The following is a 19,699-nucleotide window of genomic DNA, read 5'->3' as shown; positions in this document are numbered from 1 at the left end:
ATGTCGTTCAGGGGCAGGACCGTCGTCGGTTCGTCGTATGTAAGCCGCCGTCGACCGGCGAGAAAAAGAAGATACGTTGACGGAACACGCGCGGCGCGGCGTGCTGCACCGGCCCGACCGGTGACGCGCATCGAGCGACGGGAGGCATTGCATCCGTTCGTGGACGAGGCCTCCCGGTACGACCTCGGCGCCCGCTATCCGCGACCGACGAACGGCATCGCCGTCGCCATGATCGTCATGTTGAGGATGTTGGTGTCGAGCGGCAGATTCGCCATCTGCACGATCGCGTTCGCGACATGCGCGACGTCCATCCGCGCTTCGGGCGCCAGGCTGCCGTCCGCTTGCGGGACGCCTTGCGTCATCCGTTCCGTGAGCGACGTCGCGGCGTTGCCGATGTCGATCTGGCCGCATGCGATGTTGTACCGGCGGCCGTCCAGCGCCAGCGACTTCGTGATCCCGGTCACCGCGTGCTTGGTGGCCGTGTACGCGATCGTGTCGGGGCGCGGCGCGTGCGCCGAGATCGAGCCGTTGTTGATGATTCGGCCGCCCTGCGGCGTCTGCGCTTTCATCATCCGCCATGCGGCCCGCGCGCACAGAAACACCCCGGTCAGGTTCGTCGCGACGACGCTGTTCCACACGTCGAGCTCGTATTCATCGAGGGAAACGACCGGGGCGTTGCGGCCGGCATTGTTGAACAGGACATCGAGCCGGCCGAATTGTTGCGCGATCCGTGCAAACGCGTGGTCGACCGACGCTTCGTCGGTGACGTCGACCGGAAACACCTGCGCGTCGCCGCCGGCGGCGCGGATCGCGTCCTGCGTTTCGCGTAACGACGCCTCCGTGCGCCCGAGCAGCGCGACGGTGAAGCCGGCCTGGGCAAGCGCGAGGGCCGCGGCGCGGCCGATGCCGGAGCCGGCGCCCGTGACGGCGGCGAATTTCTTCGAGACAGACATGGCTGGGTTTCCTGCGGGTCGAGTAAGGGGAGGCCGGCGATGACCGATGTCATCGCCACTTCGGCAATGTAGTCGAAATGCGCGCCGCGCCGGTTCGCGCACGCTTGCAAAGCGCGATCGATCCCGCGGCACTGGTCGAGCACTCGCTGATTATTACCCGAATGGCAAGTCTGTATCGATTTAGTGTATCGATACAGAAGATGATATAGTGCGGCCACGCCAAGCGGTCGGTGCCTTCGAATGAATAGAGGGCCGCATCGCAAAAGCGCCCGAAACCGCTTTTTCCACCGGATTCCTCCAGGAACGATTTCCATGCGTTTGCCCGGCCTTTCCGCCCTTGTCGTGCTTTTCCTCATCGCGACCTCCGCGTCGGCGGCCGGGCAGGCGGCCGATCGCGTCGCCGCGGGCAAGGCGCTGGCCGTCGCGGCCGACTGTGTCGCGTGCCATACGGTGCAGGGCGGTCAGCCGTTCGCGGGCGGTCTCGCGATGCCGCTGCCGATGGGCAACATCTACTCGACCAACATCACGCCGGACCGGCAAACGGGGATCGGCCGCTACTCGGAGCAGGACTTCGCGAACGTGCTGCGCAAGGGGCTGCGGCGCGACGGCGGCAACCTGTACCCGGCGATGCCGTACCCGTCGTACACGAAGTTCAGCGACGACGACATCGCGAACCTGTACGCGTACTTCATGCAGGGCGTCGCGCCGGTGCGTCAGCCGAACCGCGCGCCGGATTTCCCGTGGCCGCTGACCGTACGCTGGCCGCTGAAGATCTGGAACGCGCTGTATCTGCGCGAAGGCGCGTACGTGCCGAAACCCGGGCGCGACGCCGAGTGGAATCGCGGCGCCTACCTCGTGCAGGGCGCCGCGCACTGCGGTACCTGCCATACGCCGCGCGGCATCGGGATGCAGGAGCTGGCGTACGACGAAACCGGCGTCGGTTATCTCGCCGGCGCGCCGCTCGCCGGCTGGCAGGCGTTCAACATCACGCGCGATCGCGACGCGGGCATCGGCACGTGGACGACCGCGCAAATCGTCCAGTACCTGCGTACCGGCAACGTCCCGGGCAAGGCGCAGGCCGCGGGCCCGATGGCGGAGGCGGTCGAGCACAGCTTCAGCCGGATGAGCGCACGCGATCTGAACGCGATCGCCGTGTATCTGTCGACCGTGCCCGCCGCGAAGGGCGCCGATACCGCACCGCGTTCGACCCAGGGGCGTCCCGCCGACGACTACCTCGCGATCCGCGCCGCGGCCGCCGCGGGCGGGCAGACGCCGGCCGGTGCGTCGCTCTACCTCGATCATTGCGCGAGCTGCCACGGGATGACGGGCGCCGGCACGACGGACGGCTTTTTCCCGTCGCTGTTCGCCAATAGCGCGGTCGGCACCGCCACCGCGTCGAACCTGCTGCAGGTCGTCATGCATGGCGCGAGCGTGAACAACGGCGCCACGCACTATTTCATGCCGGCGTTCCAGACCGAACTCGACGATGACGAAGTGGTGACGCTGGTGAACTACCTGAGCGAACGATTCGGCAACGGCCGGGCCCGCGTGAGCGCGGCCGAGGTCGCGAAGATTCGCACGGCGCCCGCCCACTGACAGGAGAGGCACGCGATGAACGATTTCGATGTGAGCGGCGCACCGGATGTGCAGCGCCGCCGGCTCGTGAAGCTGTCGGCCGGTGCGGCGCTTGCCGCCGCGTTGCCGGCCGGCATGCTGATCGCGCGCGCGGCCACCGCGCCGCAGGCCGTGCCGCTGCGGGACTTTGCCGGAGTGGCCGCGTACCTGACGCGCCGCTCGGCGCTGCCGTCGCGCTACGTGCAGTCGGTCTACGACGGCCTCGTCGAGCAGGACCGCGAATTCCCCGCACGGCTGCGCGCGCTGGCCGTCGCGATCGGCACGGGCACGCAGCCGGTCGATACGTTCGTGCGCACGTTGGGCGTCGCCGCCCCCGAATTGCGCGCGACGGCGCTGGCCATCATCGAAGCCTTCTACACCGGCAGCGTCGGTCACGGCGGGCAGGCGCGCATGGTCGGCTACGAAACCGCGCTGATGTTCGAGCCGACCTCCGACGTCACGGTCATTCCAACCTACATCCGCGCGCGCCCCGAGTACTGGACCGCACGCCCGGCCACCGACGCCGGCTGAGCCGCCTTCGAACGAGGATCGAAATCATGAGCAGTTCCTATGACGCGGACGTCATCGTCATCGGCGCGGGCATCCTGGGCGGCGCCGTGGCGCAGTCGCTGACGCAGCAACGCAAGTCCGTCATCGTGATCGAGGCGGGGCCGGACGTGAAGCGGGCCGAGCTCGTTCGCGCGTTCCGCAACTACGGCAACAAGTCGGACTACAACGGCCCGTATCCGGATCTGCCGTGGGCGCCGAAGTCGTCCACCGGCCGCTATTCGGATCGCTACATCGACAGTGTCGGCCCGGTGTTGCAGAAGCCGTCGTTCCTGCGGCTCGTCGGCGGTACGACGTGGCACTGGGGTGGCGCGACGTGGCGCATGCTGCCGAACGATTTCCGGCTGCACAGCCTGTACGGGCAGGGGCGCGACTGGCCGATCGGTTATGACGAGCTCGAGCCGTGGTACCAGCTCGCGGAAGAACAGATCGGCGTGTCGGGCTCGGACACCGACGACCAGAGCGGGCAGGGCGGTGCGCCGTTCCCGCCGCGCTCGAAGCCTTACCCGATGCGTCAGCAGCCGTGGTCGTACCTGACGCAGCAGGTCGCGGAAAAGGTCGCGACGATCGGTCATCGTTTCGTCGACGAGCCCAACGCGCGCGCGACGCGGCCCTACGAGGGCCGGCCGACCTGCGCCGGCAACAACAACTGCGCGCCGATCTGCCCGATCGGCGCGCAATTCTCCGGCGATCGTCCGGTGCTGCGCGCCGTCGCGCAGGGCGCGCGGCTGCTGACGAATGCGGTCGTCTACAAGATCGAGCGCGGCGAGAATCGCAAGATCGCCGCGATCCACTACATGACGCCGGATGGCAACAGCACGCGCCTGACCGCGCGGACCTTCGTGCTCGCGGCGCACGGTGTCGAGATTCCGAAGCTGCTGCTGATGTCGGATGTCGCGAACACGTCGGGCCAGGTGGGCCGCAACATGATGGGACACACCGGCCGCGCGATTGCGATGCTCGCGCGCGAACCGTTGTGGGCCGGGCGTGGTCCGACCCAGCAAGGCAGCATCAACACGCGGCGCGACGGCGCGTTTCGTCGCGAACACGGCGCGATCCGGCATTTTCTCGACAACACGGTGCCGAACGAGATCGTCACGCGGCGGCTGATCGCGCAAGGTGTCGTCGGCGACGCGCTCGATGCACGGATCCGCCACGACGCGGCGCGCTATCTGAAGATCGCGAGCTACGTCGAGATCCTGCCCGACCCGCGCAACCGCGTGACGCTCGGCGATCGCAAGGATGCGCTCGGTTTGCCGACGCCGCGCACCGACTACGACGTGTACGACTATTCGTTGCGTGCGGCGTCGCAAGTGCTCGACGATTACCGCGATTTCCAGCAGGTGTTCGGTGCGACGGAGATCGTGAACGACATCCATGCGTGGGTGCCGAGTTCTCACATCATGGGCACGACGATCATGGGCAACGATCCGGCCGATTCGGTCGTCGATCGCGATTGCCGGACGCACGATCATCCGAACCTGTTCATCGCGAGCACGGCCGTGCACCCGAGTTCGTCGGTGGTCAATCCGACGCTGACCGGGTATGCGCTGGCGCTCAGGATGGCAAAGACGATTGGGGCGGAGGTGTGACGCACGCGGGGCGGCCGGCATCGCGCACGTGCTGGCGCCGTGCCCGGGCGCGTTCAGCCCCGTTTTACTTCACACACTCCAACGCATACCTCAACCCCTGCCCGAGCAACCCGCGCCACACGTCCCACGTATGCCCGCCGTCGACGATGCGCAGTTCGGCCGGATTCTGCGCGCGGCGCAAATGCGTATACAGCACGCTCGACTCCGCCTGGATCGTCAGGTCGTCGTCGCCGGCCGCGATGAACATCGGCACGCGCCAGCTGCGCGCGAAATAGCCGCGCAGCAGCGCCGGGTAGTTCAACTCGTGCCACACGCGTGAATCGAACTGCCGATCGCCGAACACGCCGACGTAGCGCGCGGCGGAATTGAGCGGCGGCTCGTTCGCATAGATCGCGGGGCTCAGCAGCATCGCGCCGCAGAACAGCCCCGGTTCGAGCAGCGAGAAGCGCAGCGCGCCGAAGCCGCCCATCGACACGCCGCCGATCGCGCGGCCCGCGCGCTGGTTCGACACCGCGAAGTGCGCTTCGACTTCCGGCAGCAGGTCGTTGAGGAACGCGCTCTGCATCTTCTCCTTGCGGTCGACGTACCAGTCGGTGCCGCCCTGCGGCATCACGATCACGACGGGCGGGATGTCGTGGCGCTCGATCAGCGTGTCGGCGGTGGCCTGCAGCCGGCCCTGCGTGACCCAGTCGTTCGCGTTGCCCGCGTTGCCGTGCAGCAGGTACATCACCGGGTAGCGCGCGCCTTCCGGGTTGTAGCCGGGCGGCAGGTAGACCGTGTACGACCAGTCGCGCTTCAGCGACGCCGAGCGGAACGTGCGCAGCACGACGCTGCTGCCCGGATTGACGGACGGCTCTTGCGCGGTCGACGGGGTCGTCGCGGTCTGGACGGCCGGCGGCTGCGCGGGCGATGCCGCGGGCGCCGGTGCCGGCGGCGTGGCATGGGCGGTGGCGATCGCGCCGGCGATCAGGGCGAGGGCGAACGGAAGGGCGAGTCGGCGCATGGCGAATCGTTTCAGGGGAGGCGCCGGCTATCGTAGCAGCGGCGCATGACGGCGCGGCGCGTCATGGCCGCGAACGGAACGGCAGCCGCGCGACGAGCGGACCGTAGAGCTTGGCGACGAGATACAGCAGCCCCATCGCGACGGCGTCGGCGGTCAGGCCGAGCGGCACGTCGAGATAGCCTTCGGTCGCCTGGTAGAGCAGCGAATCGACCGCGAGCGAGATGCCGGTGCCCGCGACGAAGCACAGCAGCCCCTGCCGGCCGATCGTGCCGATCCACGGCATCGCGTGCGCGACCTTCTTCATCCAGCCGAGGTGCACGAGCTTGGCGGCGAGCCACGCGATCGCGAGGAAGTTCACGAGCCGCAGCGCGCCGAGATTCTGCTTGATCGACGGATCGGTCGGGAACGGCTCGATGCGCAGCCGGTAGTACGCGCCGGCCGCGACGATCGCGAGCGACGCGGCCGTCAGCAGCCAGCCCTGCGGCCGGGGCGCGAGCGTCTGGTAGACCGGCTGGCAGCGCGCGATCACGCCGAGCACGAACAGGAACTGCCACGCGAACGGGTTGAAGTCCCACGGCGCGCCTTCGACGGTCGGCAAGAAGCGCGCGACGTGCGGCGCCGCGTACCACAGCGATCCGCTGAACGCGAGCATCAGCCACGGCTGCGTGCGGGCGAGCGGCAGCGCGAGCGGGACGAGCAGCGCGAAGAACGCGTACATCGGCAGCACCGACGCGAGGTACGGCTGGCGGCGGAACAGCAGGATGTCGCGCAGCGCGGCGAGCGGCTTGTGCAGCAGCCCGTCGAGATCGTTGGTCGGCATGTTCGGGCCGTCGATCGCGAACGCATTCAGCGCGGCGGTAATCAGCAGCATCAGGCCGGCCGTCACGAGGAACGCGCGGTAGATCTCGAACGCCCGCCGGATGAAGCGCTGGCGCGCGGCGGCCTCGTCGTGCCGCTCGGCGAGCGAGTTGTACGCAATGGCGGTCGCGAAGCCGCCGAGGAACACGAACACCTCGGCCGCGTCGCACAGCGCGTACGCGTGCAGCGTGACGCGCGACAGGATGCTGCCGCCGATGTGGTCGACGACGATGACGAGCAGCACGAGGCCGCGGAAGAAATCGAGCTCGGCGTAGCGGCCGGCCCGGGCCGGCGCGGTCATCGGAGCGCCTTCCGGCGCGGGCCGCGTGCACGGCCGGCACGCGCCGCGCATGAATCGGGGTGAAGCATGACTTCGTGAAGAAATGGCGAACGGATGGGCATTGTGCCATCGAAGCGACGCCTGCCGGGTTTACGCGGATGTCGGTCCGGCCTGCCGCTGCCGATAAGCCCGGTCAGGCTGTCCGCGCAACGGCGCAGTTGGGCGAGCGCAACGCTTTGCATGCGACGACCCGCACCCGATGGACGGACGGTTTCCGACGTGACACCATTTTGTCCTCACGCGGCCGCACACCGCGTCGTCCGCCCTGCGGGCCACACATACAACAGACCAACATTCGCCGGGCGCTCGGCCTGCCCGGCCCTCGGCTCCGGAGATCCGTCATGAAGAAGCACGTCATTTTTGCCGCCGCGCTCGCTGCCTTCGCCGCGCCGGCCTTTGCCGAGACCAGCGTGACGCTGTACGGCCTGATCGACGAAGGCTTCAATTACACGAACAACGTCAACGTCAATGGGGTCGGAAAGACGAATTACCAGCTCGCGAGCGGGTATGCGCAGGGCAGCCGGTGGGGCCTGAAGGGCAGCGAGGATCTGGGCGGCGGGCTGAAGGCGATCTTCACGCTGGAAAACGGGTTCGACGTGAACAACGGCCGGCTCGGCCAGGGCGGCCGCATGTTCGGCCGTCAGGCGTTCGTCGGGCTGTCCGAATCGCGCTTCGGTACGCTGACGTTCGGCCGCCAGTACGATTCCGTCGTCGACTATCTCGCGCCGCTGACCGCGAACGGCAACTGGGGCGGCACGCTGTTCTCGCACCCGTTCGACAACGACAACACGGACAACTCGTTCCGCGTCAACAACACGGTCAAGTACGCGAGCGCCGACTGGAACGGCCTGACGTTCGGCGGCACGTACAGCTTCAGCAACAGCACGGGCTTCTCGAACAACCGCCAGTACAGCATCGGCGCGCAGTATTCGCTGGCCGGGCTGCAGGTCGCGGCCGCGTACCTGCAGGCGAACAACCCGGGCATCGGCAGCGCGGGCGCGATCGCGGCCGACGACGCGAACTTCGTCGCCGACCGGCTGCGCATCTTCGGCGGCGGCGTCAACTACACGTTCGGCCCGGCCACGGTCGGCTTCGTCTATACGAAGACCGACGTGAAGAACCCGGTATCGACGGTCTACCTGCCGGCGTCGACGTTCGCCGGCCTCGGGCTGACCGCGACGAAGTTCCAGAATTTCGAGGTCAACGGCAAGTACCAGCTCACGCCCGATTTCTATCTCGGCGCGCAGTACGTGTACACGGACGGCAAGTACGATGCGGCGGCCGGCTCGTTCAAGCCGAAGTACCACACGGTCGGCCTGATGGCCGACTACAGCCTGTCGAAGCGCACCGACGTGTACCTGCAGGGTGCATGGCAGAAGGTGGCCGGCGACAAGACGGGCACGGCGGCCGACGGCGGCTATGTCGTCGGGACGGATGGCCCGTCCGCGTCGGCGAACCAGTTCTCGGTGCGCGCCGCGATCCGTCACAAGTTCTGACCGGGTGTCGTGCCGGGGCGCACGGCCCCCGGTACGACCGTCGTCAGTCCGCCCGGCGCAGGCCGCCGAGCGTTTCCGCGAGCCAGTCGACGAAGATCCGCACACGCGGCGCGAGATGCCGGCCGGTCGGAAACACCACCGATACGGGCAGCGGCCCGGCACGCCATTCCGGCAGCACCTCGACCAGCGAGCCGTCGGCGAGCAGCGGCGCGAGCCCGTCGCGCGGCGCCTGGATCAGCCCGAGGCCCGCGAGGCAGCACGCGAGATACGCTTGCGAACTGTTGACCGACACGACGCTGTGCATCTTCACCGTATGCATCTCGCCTGAATCCATGTCCGCATATTCCCAGTCCAGCTCGCGGCCCGTGCGGCTCGAGAAATAGCCGACCGCGACGTGGTCCGGCAGATCGTCCGGCGAGCGCGGCGTGCCGTGGCGCGCGAGATAGGCGGGCGACGCGCAATTGATCTGGGCCATCTCGCCGACGCGCCGCGCGACGAGCGACGTGTCGGACAGCGCGCCGACCCGCACCGCGCAGTCGATGCCGTCCGCGACGAGATCGACGAAGCGGTCGGTCGTGCTGATCGCGACGCGCAGGTCGGGGTAGCGCGCGTGGAAATCCGGCAGCGCCGGAATCACCTGGTTCAGCGCGAACCGTTCGGGCAGGTCGACGCGGATCACGCCGCGCGGCGACGCGCCGGCATCCTCGAACAGCGTTTCGGCGTCGTCGAGATCGGCCAGCAACTGCACGCAGCGTTCGTAGTAGGTCGCGCCCTCGGCGGTCAGCGCGACGCGTCGCGTCGTGCGTTGCAGCAGCCGGATCTTCAGGTGTTTTTCCAGATACTGGACGGCGTTGCTGACCGTCGGGCGCGGCAACTGGAGTTGCTCGGCCGCCTTCGTGAAGCTGCCGAGATGGGCGACGCGCGCGAAGATGCGCATTGCTTGCAGATGATCCATGCGGGCGAGAACCTTGGCGGGAGGAAACCAGGCTCCATTGTTAATCAGCGTCGAATGGTTTGGTGGAGCGTTTCGCGTTTATCGCGCGGCGTCGCGCGTCCAGAATCCGTTTCATCCACTCACCATTTGAAGGAAACGGACATGGACAGGCGTCAACTGGGCCGCACGGGCCCGCAGGTATCGGCGATCGCACTCGGCTGCATGGGGATGTCGGATTTCTACGGGCCGGCCGACCGCGACGAAAGCATCGCGACGCTGCACGCGGCGCTCGACCACGGGATCACGATGCTCGATACCGGCGATTTCTACGGCATGGGCGACAACGAGATGCTGATTCGCGACGCGCTGCGCGGCCGCACGCGCGACCAGGTGCGGATCAGCGTGAAATTCGGCGCATTGCGCGATCCGGCCGGCGGGTTTGCCGGCTACGACGCGCGGCCCGCGGCAATCCGGAACTTCGTCGCGTACTCGCTGAAGCGGCTCGGCACCGACTACCTCGACATCTATCGCCCGGCCCGCGTCGATCCGGCGGTGCCGATCGAGGAAACGGTCGGCGCGATCGCCGATCTCGTGAAGGCCGGCTACGTGCGCCATATCGGGCTGTCGGAAGCCGGCGCGGACACGATCCGCCGCGCGGCGGCCGTCGCGCCGATTGCCGACCTGCAGATCGAATACTCGTTGTTGTCGCGCGGGATCGAGGCCGAGATCCTGCCCGTATGCCGCGAGCTCGGCATTGGCGTGACGGCCTACGGCGTGCTGTCGCGCGGGCTGCTGGGCGGCCGTTGGACCGCGGCGCGGCAGGGCGAGCGCGACTTCCGCGCGGCGAGCCCGCGTTTCCAGGGCGAAAACCTCGCGCACAACCTCGCGCTCGTCGACGCGCTACGCGCGATCGCCGACGAGAAAGGCAGCAATCCGGCGCAGGTCGCGATCGCTTGGGCGCTGTCGCGCGGAACCGACATCGTGCCGCTGGTCGGCGCCCGCAAGCGCTCGCAACTGCAGGACGGTTTGCTGGCGACTGAGTTGCAACTAACGGTCAATGATCTCATCCGCATCGAAGCGGCGGTTCCCGCCGGGGCGGCTGCCGGCGAGCGTTATCCGGCCGCTCAGATGGCCCACCTCGACAGCGAGCAGGGCCGGGGGTGATCCACGGGGTCGAATCGCCGGGCTGACAGACCCGGCGGGCGGGCCCGAGCCAGCCTCAGGCAAAACCAGATGGCGGGCGGCATGGCGGGCAGGCACCATCGGCGCCGTACTCAACGGACGGAATGCCTGCCATGCAAATTCATACGCTGACGATCATCGTGCTGGTCTTCCTGCTGGCCGGCGCGGTGAAGGGCATGATCGGGCTCGGGCTGCCGACGATCGCGATGGGGCTGCTGACGCTCGCGATGCCGCCGTCGGCCGCGGCGAGCCTGCTGCTCGTGCCGTCGTTCATCACCAACGTGTGGCAGTTGTGGCTCGGCCCGTCGTTCGGCGCGCTGCTGCGCCGGCTGTGGCCGCTGCTCGCGGGCCTGACGGTCGGCACGCTGACGGGCGGGTTGCCGGCGCTCGCGGCCGGCAGCACGTGGACGCACGCGGCGCTCGGCGTGGTGCTGGTGCTTTACGGGCTGTGGGGGCTGGCGGCCGCGCGGCTGCCCGCGCCGGGGCGCCACGAAAAATGGCTGTCGGCCGTGGTCGGCTACCTGACGGGCGTCGTGACGGCCGCGACCGGCGTGTTCGTCGTACCGGCGGTGCCGTACCTGCAGGCGTTGCGGTTGTCGAAGGACGATCTGATCCAGGCGCTCGGGCTGTCGTTTACCGCGTCGACGATCGTGCTCGGCCTGCAATTGCGCGTGACGGGCGCGCTGCAGACGGTCGATCTCGGCGTGTCGGCGCTCGCGCTCGTGCCCGCGCTGGCGGGGATGGCCGGCGGGCAATATGCGCGGCGCGTGATGAGCGAGAAGACGTTCAAGCGCTGCTTCTTCGTCGGGCTGATCGCGCTCGGCGCGTATATGGCGGGGTCGGGGTGGTGGTGAGCGCGCGCCCGGATGCTGAATGATCCCGAAGCCGGTTTCGGCAACCGGCTTCGGGAACGGTCACGGGATGGTGCTTGCCCTGCTCACGCCGGATCGGCGTACTTCAGCGTCCATCCGACCGTGCGGGTCGCGCCTGCGCCGAGTGCGAACGGCTTCGTCGTGCACGCGAAGTTCGAATGCAGTTGCCCGACCGGCGTCGTCGACAACGGATTCGTCGCGCCGTTCACCGTGTCGAAGGCGGACAGCGCGCAGGTGTCGAACCCGGATGCCGCATAGCCGGTCGCGGCGCTGTTCGCGTACGTCACCGACACGCCGTCGCCATTGGCCTGCGTCGACGCGAAATCCGCGAACGACGTGAAATCCGTCTCGACCGCGAGGTTGCCCGCGAGCGTGCCCGAGCTCAGCGTATCGCTGCGCGAGACCGAGCCGTGCGCGAAGGTCAGCACCGTGTGCACCTGCAGGTCGAGATCCGTCGTGTACGCGGCGTTCTTCGACGCGAGCCGGAACTTCGTCGTATCGAACGACACGATCACCTGGCCGTTGCCTTGCTGCACGTTCAGGTTCCTGTAGTACGTGACCGGAATGTAGGTCTTCGCGTTGTACGTCACCTGCGGCACCAGCAGCGCATAGCCGAGGTCGGTCGTGCCGTAGATCAGCTTGTCGGAGAACGGCACCGGGTAATACGGCGTGTACGAGTTGTAGTCGGGCGCCTGGCTGAGATTCAGGTTGATCACGCGACGGCCGTCGCGCACTGTGAGCAGCGCGGCGCTGTACGGATGCGCGGCATCGCCCGGCTGGTTGTACCAGGTGAGCGTGTAGCGCGGCAGCGCGTCGAGCCACGCGCGGTAGTCGGCATCGGCCATCGGCGCCTGGCCGCCGAAGCCGAGCTTGTTCCACCACGCGTTCACGTACAGGTACTGGTGCAACAGGCTGAAGTTCTCGCCCATCACGCGCGGCTTGCCGCGATACGTGTCGGTGCCGCGACCCTTGACCCACATGTTCACCGACGGCGTCGGCAGCGACGGGTCGTACCAGTACGTGTCGAAACGACGCGCGGCCTGGTAGATGAATGCGTACGCAACCTGTTTCTCCCGGTCGGTCAGCACGCCGGCATTGGCCGCGGCCGTCAGCACCTCCATGAACGCGGAATCGCCGTACGGGCCGATCGAGCGGCCGTAGTTGAAGCCCTGGCCGTCGGGGTTCAGCTGCGGCAGGATCAGGTCGACCGATTTGCGCAGATAGCCCTTCAGCTCCGGCGTGAGGTTCGCTTCGTTGCCCATCTCGAACGTGCGCTCGACCACTTCGCCGAACAGCAGCGTGCTGTAGCGGTCGAAGCGCGCCTGGTCGTAGTAGGTCGTGTGCGTGTTCGATGCTTCGTCGGAGAACCCGCCCGACGAGTCGTTGCGAATGTGGTTCGTCAGCGTGTACAGCAGTGCGTCGCGCGCGTTCATCGTCGCGACCGCCGGGTCGGTCTTCGATGCGAACGACGGGCTGCTCCAGCCGAGCTTCTGGCGCAGCCCGGCAATGCCGTAGGACACCGCATAGTAGTTCTGCGCGGTGTTGAGTGACGCGATGTCGATCGGCGTGCCGGCGGCCGGGCACGTGCTGGTCTTGCCGCTTGCATCGGGGCCGAACATGTCGCAGAAGGTGAGCCGCTGCTGCAGCGTCGCGAGCATCGCGTCGCTGAAGACTTCGTTGAGCATCCCGTGCGCCTTCAGGTTGTTCAGCGCGACGAGGTAGTAGTACTCGCCCCACGACGTGTTCGCATACGTGTAGTTGCTGCCCGACTGCGCCATCATCGCGGTCGTGATCGTCTGGTACGTCGCGAGGTAGCTTGCGTATTGCGGGTCGTTCTTCGACTTCATGTCGGTCAGGATGTACGACAGGCCGAGCGCGAGCTTGCCGGGCAGGAATTTGTCGCCGGTATTCGTGTCGAGCACGTGGACGGGCGTGCCGTCGCCGAGATCCATCACGACCTGCGTGAAATCGGGCGATTTCCGGATCAGGTCGAACAGCGCGCGCATCTGGCCCATCATCGTGACCGGGATGTTCGTGCCGGCCGGCACGCTGGTGTCGGGCGCGCCGTAGACGAGCGCCTGCAGCGAGTTCGCCGCGAGCGCGGGCGTGCTGGACGAAGGAGGTGGCTGCGGCGTATCGGTCACGTCGTTGCCGCCGCAGGCGCTGACGAACACGACGGAAAGGGCGCCGAGCGTGAATCTGCTGCGCGGATGCATGGTGTCTCCAGTTTTGAATAGTGGTGAGGGCCGGGCACATGTAGCCGATGCGGCGCACGATGCCCGTACCCGGCCTCCGCCTTGCAACCCTGATCCCTGAAGACGGACGGCCTGAATCACAAATCGAGCGCGCGAGCGTTCCCCCTGCGCGGGCCGTCACCGGCGTCGCGCTCCAGTAGTGGAAAACGTTTTCCAAATTTAGGCATCGATCGACGCGATGTCAATGAACTTTCACATCGGATGCGCCGGTAGAAACCCGAATGACGGGAGGGAATGGTGCGGACGGTAAATCGGAATTACGCGAAAATCTCGGGGATTTTTCTCGGTGGCTGGGCTGTCATTGCACGCGAGAAGGGCTTTGAAGCGGCGGGCGAGCGCATCGGATGGAGGCGGGTCTCCGACGCCTTCTGAAAGAAAACGTTATCCATAAGGGTCGAGGTGCGTTCGACCTGCCACGGCGGGCTGTCAGCCACCGCCCGCCGTGCGCGCCGACCCGCCGTTTCGACGGCGCTACAGTTGCTGCTCGATCGCCGCCTTGTCGATCACCGACCACACCTGGCGGATCTTGCCTTCGTGAAATTCGTAGAACACGTTCTCGGCGAACGTGACCTTGCGGCCGTCGACGGCGAGCCCCATGAACGTTCCCGTCGGCGTACACGCGAAGCGAAGGCGGCACGCGACGTGCGGCGGCTCGCACGCGAGCAGCCGGATGTCGAAGCGGAGATCGGGAATGTCGCGGAAGTCCTGTTCCAGCATCGCGCGGTAACCGGCGAGGCCGAGCGGCCGGTCGTTGTGGATCACGTCGTCGGACACGTACTCGCCGAGCGACGACCAGTCCTGCCGGTTCAGGCAGTCGATATACGCGCGATAGCGGGTGGCGAGATCGGTGTCGGTCATGGTCATGTCTCCGTCAGTCGATGGGGCAGGTCGAACGCGACGCGCGTCATTGCGGCGGGGCGTCGCCGGACAGGAACGCGACGAACTCGCGCGTGTACTTCGGCAGCGCGTCGAACGATCGCGCGCAGAGCGTCAGTTTCCGGTGGCTCCACGGATCGGACAACTCGACGAGCCGCACGTCCATCGTCTGCATCGCGCGCTCGGCCGCATGCCGCGACACGATGCCGATGCCCACGCCGCTCGCGATCACGCGGCAGATCGCGTCGAAGCTCTTCAACTGCACGCGATAGCGGATCCGCCTGCCGAGCGCGCGCGCCTGGTCGGCGAGATGCACCTGCAGCGCGCTGCCGTCGGTGAGGCCGATGAAGTCCTCGCCGGCGATGTCGTCGAACGCGACCTTGTCGCGCGACGCGAGCGGATGCGCGACCGGCACGACGACGATCAGCCAGTCTTCGCGGAACGGCTTCTGCTCGAGCCCGCCGAGTCCGACCGAATCGGCGACGATGCCGACCTCGGCCGTCTTGTTGCGGATCGCATGGACGATCTCCTGGCTCGAACGCTCCTCGACGCTGATCGACAGCTTCGGATGGCGCGGCAGGTAATCGGCCAGCGCGTCGGGCAGGTATTCGCTCAGCGACGCGGTGTTGCACAGCAGCCGGATATGGCCGCGCAGTCCCTGGCCGTATTGCTGCAGTTCGCCGCGCATGTGATCGATCTGCTGCAGCACGGTGCGCGCGTGGTGTTCGAGCGCACGGCCCGCATCGGTGGCCTGTGCGCCCGACTTGGTCCGGTGCAGCAGCGGCACGCCGAGCTCGTCCTCCATTCCGCGAATGCGCTCGCTCGCGGCCTGCAGCGTGATGTGTGTCCGCTCGGCGCCGCTCGTGATCGTGCCGGCTTCGCAGATGTTCAGGAAGAGCCGCAGGTCGGTCAGGTCGAAGCGCATGATGGGCGGAGCGATGGGTGGGGAATGGCCGATAAGTTAGCAGGAACCGCGGCGCCGGTCTCAGGGCTGGCCTGAGACCCGGTTCGCCGCTTCCGCATTTTCGGGGCGCGATCGATGGTCGATCATGGACGCACATCAACCGGGAGCCTGTCATGCAGATCGATTCGTCATGGGGCGTGTCGTTCAAGATCGCGCTGCATCTGCTGTTCCTGTGCATCGGCGTCGCGTGGGCCGGTGCCGAACTTGTCGCGTGGTGGCGATGAACGTCGTGGTGCATGTCTATTGAAATAAATGAGCCATAGTTTTTTGCGACGAAAATTCTTCCGTTTTTCTGCGAAAACACCATCAAGTTTTTCCGGATCGGACCGTATTACCGGTAGCGAATGCCGGCCGGCATCCGGTCCGTGATCGTTTGTCATCATTGTTTGCATCCGGTTACACGTCGGCCGTTCCGTTTTTGAGATGCTTGAAAGATTGTCAAACCGGAGTCGGATCGTCCATGAAAACGCGCGAGATTCACCGCAAGGCGGCGTGGCTGTCGGGCCTGGCCGCCGTGCTCGTCATGGCCGGTTGTGCAAGTCCGCAGTCCGTTCCGCCGAGCGACACGCTGGCGGGAAAACCCGCTGATTCGAGCCCGCCTGCCGCGCCGTCGGCCGCCGCGATGCCGCCCGCGCCGATTCTCGTCGCGCAGAAGTACGTCGTGAAACGCGGCGACACGCTGACGGGCATCGCTTCCGCGAACGATTGCAGCGTGGCCGACTTGCGCACCTGGAACAAGCTGGCCGCGAACGGCAGGCTGCGCAGGGGGCAGGTGCTGCGCATCGTCAGGCAGCAGCCGTTGCCGCCCGCGGGAGCGGCCGCCACGCAGGCCGTCGCGAGCAATGGCGCGGCGGGTAGTCAGGGCAATTCGCAGACAACCGCGCAAGCCACTTCGCAGGCCGGCGCATCGAGCGCGAGCGACCGTCAGGTCGTCAAGGAAACCCGTCGCCATGCGGGCGGCGTCGCGCTCAAGTGGCCGGCAACCGGCAAGATCGTCGACGGGTTCCGGCCCGGCCAGAACCGCGGCATCCAGATCGCCGGCCGGCCGGGCGACCCGGTTCGCGCCGCGGCCGACGGCCGCGTGATGTACGCGGGCACCGGCCTGAACGATTACGGTAGCCTGATCATCGTCCAGCACAACGCGGATTTCCTGACCGCCTATGCGCACAACCGCAAGCTGCTCGTGAAGACGGGCGACATCGTGCATCAGGGCGATGCGATCGCCGAGATGGGCGATCTCGACAACTCGCGCGTCGCGCTGCTGTTCGAGGTGCGACGCGACGGCAAGCCGGTGAATCCGATGCCGTACCTGCCTTCGTCGCAAGGGTGAGGCGGGGCCGTTTCGCTGGAACGCGACGGCGGTCGCTGCTACGCTAGGGTCTGTTCATGCGAATCCCGCCATCGCGCGGGGCCGACGGGCGTCTTTCGGGGATGCGCGGCGAATGCCGTCGCGGGCCGGCCGTCGGCGTGAACGGTCGCGCGTCGCGGATGCGCGGCCGCGTTGCTTCGAGCCACCGTTTCCGACAGAACAGACCTCATTCATGGAACACTCTCCGACACGCCGCTCGCTGTTGCTTGCCGCCGTTGCCGCACCGTTCGTTGCCGCGTGCACGTCCGCGCCGGTCGCCGACCAGGGGCGCGCCCACACCGCACAAGCCGAACTCGCCGCGCTCGAAAAGGCCTCGAACGGGCGGCTCGGCGTCGCCGCGCTCGATACGTCGAACGGCGTACGCATCGCGCATCACGCACGCGAACGCTTCCCGCTGTGCGGTACGTATGCGGTGATGGCGGCCGCCGCGATGCTCGCGCGCGGTTCGCTCGACGCATCGCTGCTGCCGCGTCGCATCCTGTATCGCCGCTATGAAATCGTGTCCGGCTCGCCGATTACGGAGAGCCACGTCGACACCGGCATGACGATCGCGCAGCTGTGCGCCGCAATGCTGCAGTCGGGCGACAAGGGCGCGGGCAACCTGCTGATGGGCGTGCTCGGCGGCCCGCAGGCCGTCACCGCGTTCGCGCGCGAAAGCGGTGACACCACCTTCCGCCTCGATCACTGGGAACCCGAACTGAACAAGGCCGCGCCCGGCGACGAGCGCGACACGTCGACGCCGGTCGCGATGGTCGACACGCTGCAGCGGCTGTTGCTCGGCGACGCGCTGCGCGAACCGCAGCGCGCGCAACTGACGGAGTGGATGGTCGGCGGCGCGCGCGGCGCGACCGGCATCGCGGCGGGCGTGCCGCCCGGCTGGCGCGTCGCGGACAAGGCCGGGACCGGCGGCTTCGGCACGACGACCGACGTCGCGGTGCTGTGGCCGCCGGCGCGCGCACCGATCGTGATGGCCGTGTCGTTCACGCAGCCGCAGGCCGATGCCGCGGCGCGCGCGGACGTCGTCGCCTCGGCGGCGCGCATCGCGGCGGGCGCGCTCACCGCGACGGCCTGAGTACCCGGCGTCTCGCGCAAAGCCGGCGTTTGGCTTATCGTGTCGGTCAGCGCGCGCCGGCGTCGGCGCGCGGTCCTTCCGCGCCGTTTTCCGTTTCCCGTTCGCCATGCGCCGACTTCCGCCCCTGCACGCGCTGCAGATCTTCTCGACGGTGGCCCGCCACCGCAGCTTCACGCGCGCGGCCGAGCAGCTGTGCATCACGCAGGGTGCGGTGAGCCGCCAGATCCAGACGCTCGAGGCGCATTACGGTTTTCCGCTGTTCAGGCGGCACGCGAAAGGCCTCACGTTGACGGCCGAAGGCGAGCAGTTGCTGCCGGTGGTCGACGAGAGCTTCGCGCGGATCGAGGACATCTCGATGAAGCTCACGCGGCAGCGCACCGATCTCGCGCTGAAGGTGCCGACCTGCGTGATGCGCTGGATGCTGCCGCGCATCATGCGCTTCCAGGGCGAACATCCCGATCTCCACGTGCAGATCACGACCACGTGGCAGCACGTCGTCGATTTCTCGAGCGAGCCGTTCGACGCGGCGATCGTCTACGGGACGTCGCCGGGCCCGGGCGTCGTCGCGCTGCCGCTGTTCGACGAGCGGCTGACACCCGTTTGCGCGCCCGAGTTGCGGCAGGCGTCGCCGCTCGGCGCGGTCGGCGATCTCGCGCATCACACGCTGCTGCACCCGACGCGTGACCACCGCGACTGGCGTGCATGGCTCGACCATGCGGGCGAGCGCGGCGTCGATCCCGCGCGCGGACCGACGTTCGACACGCTCGATCTCGCGACGAACGCGGCGATGCAGGGCTTCGGCGTCGCGATCGGCGACGTGACGCTCGTCGACGACGACGTGAGCGCGCGCCGGCTCGAACGGCCGTTCGACATCGTGCTCGAAACGGGCGCACGCTACTTCTTCGTCTACCCCGAGAACCTCGGCAGCCAGCAGAAGATCCGCGCGTTCAGCGACTGGATCGCGCGTCACCGCGACTGACGCGCGGCGCCGCGGCGGGCTTTACTGGTAGGTCACGACGGCGATCATCGGTGCATGGTCGTTGCCCGGACGGTCAGGTAAAACGATTGCGCGGGAGGCTTGCGTAAAGAGCGCGGTCTTCAGCGAGCGCTGGGTCGCCGCGTCGACGAACGCGATCTGGCCGGCGGCCGGACGCGGGCAGTCGGGGCGCACGTGTGCCCGGACCGCGTTGGTCGTGTCGAGCGCGAACGAGCAGGGCGGCTCGACGATCATGCCGGAAAAGTAGATGATGCCGGACGCGCCGGCGGCGAATGACGAGGACGAGGCCAGAAGCGAGGCAGCCAGGGCGAACGAGGCGAACACGCGATGCTTCATGACAGGCTCCAGAGAGGAAGCGCGTCGCAGCGGGGCCGCTCGGGTGGCAGTCCGTCAACGCTGCGATGCTATCTGCGTAAACGGCAAAACCATCGGACCTCTTGAATCAAAAAACGAAAATATAGGTAATAAGCAAATGACCGCGCAGTGCTTCAACCAATGTAGGCCGGATCTGCGCATCCGCAAGGTGGGGAAACGCCGGATGGGACAAGATCGCATGACGAACGATCGCGGTAACCGTTGCGCCGGCAACGGTTAGCGTCGTCCGGAAAGCAAAACGGCCGCTCGTGATTGAACTGCACCCCAAAAGTTGGACTAGATCCAACCTTTGGGGTGTTTTTCATGACGAAGTACGACGAACGTTTTCGGCGTCGAGTGGTTCAGGCGTACCTGGCTGGAGAGGCCGGCACCAAGACACT

The 19,699-nt window shown here is 67.5% G+C and carries 17 protein-coding genes; 9 read left to right on the top strand and 8 right to left on the bottom strand.

Annotated features, from left to right (window positions below; genetic code table 11):
- Positions 1-194 precede the first annotated feature (194 nt).
- Positions 195-953 carry an SDR family oxidoreductase gene (locus MMB92_RS08350; RefSeq protein ID WP_069351879.1) on the bottom strand — a complete coding sequence of 253 codons (759 nt, stop codon included), beginning with the start codon at positions 951-953 and terminating at the stop codon, positions 195-197.
- Positions 954-1,295: 342 nt separating this feature from the next.
- Between MMB92_RS08350 and MMB92_RS08345 the strand changes: the two genes are divergently transcribed.
- From MMB92_RS08345 to MMB92_RS08335, 3 genes are read left to right on the top strand one after another with little or no spacing between them, the layout of a single operon-like run.
- Positions 1,296-2,549: a c-type cytochrome gene (locus tag MMB92_RS08345; protein WP_227739699.1), complete on the top strand. Its 1,254-nt coding sequence runs from the start codon at positions 1,296-1,298 to the stop codon at positions 2,547-2,549.
- 15 nt (positions 2,550-2,564) lie between these two features.
- Positions 2,565-3,098 (top strand): sugar dehydrogenase complex small subunit, encoded by a 534-nt coding sequence (locus MMB92_RS08340; protein WP_277562643.1) that lies wholly within the window; start codon positions 2,565-2,567, stop codon positions 3,096-3,098.
- Positions 3,099-3,124: 26 nt separating this feature from the next.
- A complete protein-coding gene (locus tag MMB92_RS08335; RefSeq protein ID WP_006489815.1) occupies positions 3,125-4,726 on the top strand; it encodes a GMC family oxidoreductase in 1,602 nt (533 codons plus the stop codon).
- Between the two features lie 64 nt (positions 4,727-4,790).
- Here MMB92_RS08335 and MMB92_RS08330 read toward each other — a convergent pair whose 3' ends face one another.
- Together MMB92_RS08330 and MMB92_RS08325 are read right to left on the bottom strand one after the other, a co-directional pair.
- Positions 4,791-5,729: an alpha/beta hydrolase-fold protein gene (locus MMB92_RS08330; RefSeq protein ID WP_006489813.1), complete on the bottom strand. Its 939-nt coding sequence runs from the start codon at positions 5,727-5,729 to the stop codon at positions 4,791-4,793.
- A gap of 61 nt (positions 5,730-5,790) precedes the next feature.
- Positions 5,791-6,888 (bottom strand): OpgC domain-containing protein, encoded by a 1,098-nt coding sequence (locus MMB92_RS08325; protein ID WP_006489829.1) that lies wholly within the window; start codon positions 6,886-6,888, stop codon positions 5,791-5,793.
- A 380-nt stretch (positions 6,889-7,268) separates the two neighbouring features.
- Here MMB92_RS08325 and MMB92_RS08320 point away from each other — a divergent pair, with 380 nt between their 5' ends.
- A complete protein-coding gene (locus MMB92_RS08320) occupies positions 7,269-8,423 on the top strand; it encodes a porin (RefSeq protein WP_006489833.1) in 1,155 nt (384 codons plus the stop codon).
- 43 nt (positions 8,424-8,466) lie between these two features.
- Here MMB92_RS08320 and MMB92_RS08315 read toward each other — a convergent pair whose 3' ends face one another.
- A complete protein-coding gene (locus tag MMB92_RS08315; RefSeq protein ID WP_034202203.1) occupies positions 8,467-9,378 on the bottom strand; it encodes a LysR family transcriptional regulator in 912 nt (303 codons plus the stop codon).
- Between the two features lie 141 nt (positions 9,379-9,519).
- Between MMB92_RS08315 and MMB92_RS08310 the strand changes: the two genes are divergently transcribed.
- Both MMB92_RS08310 and MMB92_RS08305 read left to right on the top strand, forming a co-directional pair.
- A complete protein-coding gene (locus tag MMB92_RS08310; RefSeq protein ID WP_058903229.1) occupies positions 9,520-10,521 on the top strand; it encodes an aldo/keto reductase in 1,002 nt (333 codons plus the stop codon).
- Between the two features lie 131 nt (positions 10,522-10,652).
- Positions 10,653-11,393: a sulfite exporter TauE/SafE family protein gene (locus MMB92_RS08305; RefSeq protein WP_006496972.1), complete on the top strand. Its 741-nt coding sequence runs from the start codon at positions 10,653-10,655 to the stop codon at positions 11,391-11,393.
- Positions 11,394-11,476: 83 nt separating this feature from the next.
- Here MMB92_RS08305 and MMB92_RS08300 read toward each other — a convergent pair whose 3' ends face one another.
- The 3 genes from MMB92_RS08300 to MMB92_RS08290 all read right to left on the bottom strand — a co-directional run bounded on the left by MMB92_RS08300 (position 11,477) and on the right by MMB92_RS08290 (position 15,467).
- A complete protein-coding gene (locus tag MMB92_RS08300) occupies positions 11,477-13,627 on the bottom strand; it encodes a hypothetical protein (protein ID WP_277562642.1) in 2,151 nt (716 codons plus the stop codon).
- Positions 13,628-14,137: 510 nt separating this feature from the next.
- A complete protein-coding gene (locus MMB92_RS08295; protein WP_077021519.1) occupies positions 14,138-14,524 on the bottom strand; it encodes an ester cyclase in 387 nt (128 codons plus the stop codon).
- A gap of 46 nt (positions 14,525-14,570) precedes the next feature.
- Complete coding sequence (locus MMB92_RS08290) at positions 14,571-15,467, bottom strand: LysR substrate-binding domain-containing protein (protein WP_006496975.1); 897 nt, start codon at positions 15,465-15,467, stop codon at positions 14,571-14,573.
- A gap of 499 nt (positions 15,468-15,966) precedes the next feature.
- On the opposite strand from MMB92_RS08290, the gene MMB92_RS08285 reads away from it, so the two are divergent.
- The 3 genes from MMB92_RS08285 (at position 15,967) to MMB92_RS08275 (ending at position 18,926) form a co-directional block, all read left to right on the top strand.
- Positions 15,967-16,836: a peptidoglycan DD-metalloendopeptidase family protein gene (locus MMB92_RS08285; RefSeq protein WP_006489809.1), complete on the top strand. Its 870-nt coding sequence runs from the start codon at positions 15,967-15,969 to the stop codon at positions 16,834-16,836.
- 211 nt (positions 16,837-17,047) lie between these two features.
- Entirely contained in the window at positions 17,048-17,947 is a 900-nt protein-coding gene (gene bla / locus MMB92_RS08280; protein ID WP_034202207.1) for a class A beta-lactamase, read from the top strand.
- A 106-nt stretch (positions 17,948-18,053) separates the two neighbouring features.
- Positions 18,054-18,926, top strand: coding sequence for a LysR substrate-binding domain-containing protein (locus tag MMB92_RS08275; RefSeq protein ID WP_006483527.1), 873 nt, complete (start codon positions 18,054-18,056; stop codon positions 18,924-18,926).
- A 21-nt stretch (positions 18,927-18,947) separates the two neighbouring features.
- On the opposite strand, the gene MMB92_RS08270 is transcribed toward MMB92_RS08275, so the two are convergent.
- A complete protein-coding gene (locus MMB92_RS08270) occupies positions 18,948-19,280 on the bottom strand; it encodes a hypothetical protein (protein WP_006496978.1) in 333 nt (110 codons plus the stop codon).
- Between the last annotated feature and the right edge of the window lie 419 nt (positions 19,281-19,699).

This window comes from Burkholderia sp. IO2 (genome assembly GCF_029522185.1).
GTDB classification, from domain to species: Bacteria; Pseudomonadota; Gammaproteobacteria; order Burkholderiales; family Burkholderiaceae; genus Burkholderia; species Burkholderia cenocepacia.
This window is presented reverse-complemented; position numbering and strand designations above follow the sequence as displayed.

Coding starts and splice junctions, on each gene's coding strand:
- MMB92_RS08350 (WP_069351879.1), bottom strand. CDS start 953: ATGTCTGTCTCGAAGAAATTCGCCGCCGTCACGGGCGCCGGCTCCGGC.
- MMB92_RS08340 (WP_277562643.1), top strand. CDS start 2,565: ATGAACGATTTCGATGTGAGCGGCGCACCGGATGTGCAGCGCCGCCGG.
- MMB92_RS08335 (WP_006489815.1), top strand. CDS start 3,125: ATGAGCAGTTCCTATGACGCGGACGTCATCGTCATCGGCGCGGGCATC.
- MMB92_RS08330 (WP_006489813.1), bottom strand. CDS start 5,729: ATGCGCCGACTCGCCCTTCCGTTCGCCCTCGCCCTGATCGCCGGCGCG.
- MMB92_RS08325 (WP_006489829.1), bottom strand. CDS start 6,888: ATGACCGCGCCGGCCCGGGCCGGCCGCTACGCCGAGCTCGATTTCTTC.
- MMB92_RS08320 (WP_006489833.1), top strand. CDS start 7,269: ATGAAGAAGCACGTCATTTTTGCCGCCGCGCTCGCTGCCTTCGCCGCG.
- MMB92_RS08315 (WP_034202203.1), bottom strand. CDS start 9,378: ATGGATCATCTGCAAGCAATGCGCATCTTCGCGCGCGTCGCCCATCTC.
- MMB92_RS08310 (WP_058903229.1), top strand. CDS start 9,520: ATGGACAGGCGTCAACTGGGCCGCACGGGCCCGCAGGTATCGGCGATC.
- MMB92_RS08305 (WP_006496972.1), top strand. CDS start 10,653: ATGCAAATTCATACGCTGACGATCATCGTGCTGGTCTTCCTGCTGGCC.
- MMB92_RS08300 (WP_277562642.1), bottom strand. CDS start 13,627: ATGCATCCGCGCAGCAGATTCACGCTCGGCGCCCTTTCCGTCGTGTTC.
- MMB92_RS08295 (WP_077021519.1), bottom strand. CDS start 14,524: ATGACCGACACCGATCTCGCCACCCGCTATCGCGCGTATATCGACTGC.
- MMB92_RS08290 (WP_006496975.1), bottom strand. CDS start 15,467: ATGCGCTTCGACCTGACCGACCTGCGGCTCTTCCTGAACATCTGCGAA.
- MMB92_RS08285 (WP_006489809.1), top strand. CDS start 15,967: ATGAAAACGCGCGAGATTCACCGCAAGGCGGCGTGGCTGTCGGGCCTG.
- bla (WP_034202207.1), top strand. CDS start 17,048: ATGGAACACTCTCCGACACGCCGCTCGCTGTTGCTTGCCGCCGTTGCC.
- MMB92_RS08275 (WP_006483527.1), top strand. CDS start 18,054: ATGCGCCGACTTCCGCCCCTGCACGCGCTGCAGATCTTCTCGACGGTG.
- MMB92_RS08270 (WP_006496978.1), bottom strand. CDS start 19,280: ATGAAGCATCGCGTGTTCGCCTCGTTCGCCCTGGCTGCCTCGCTTCTG.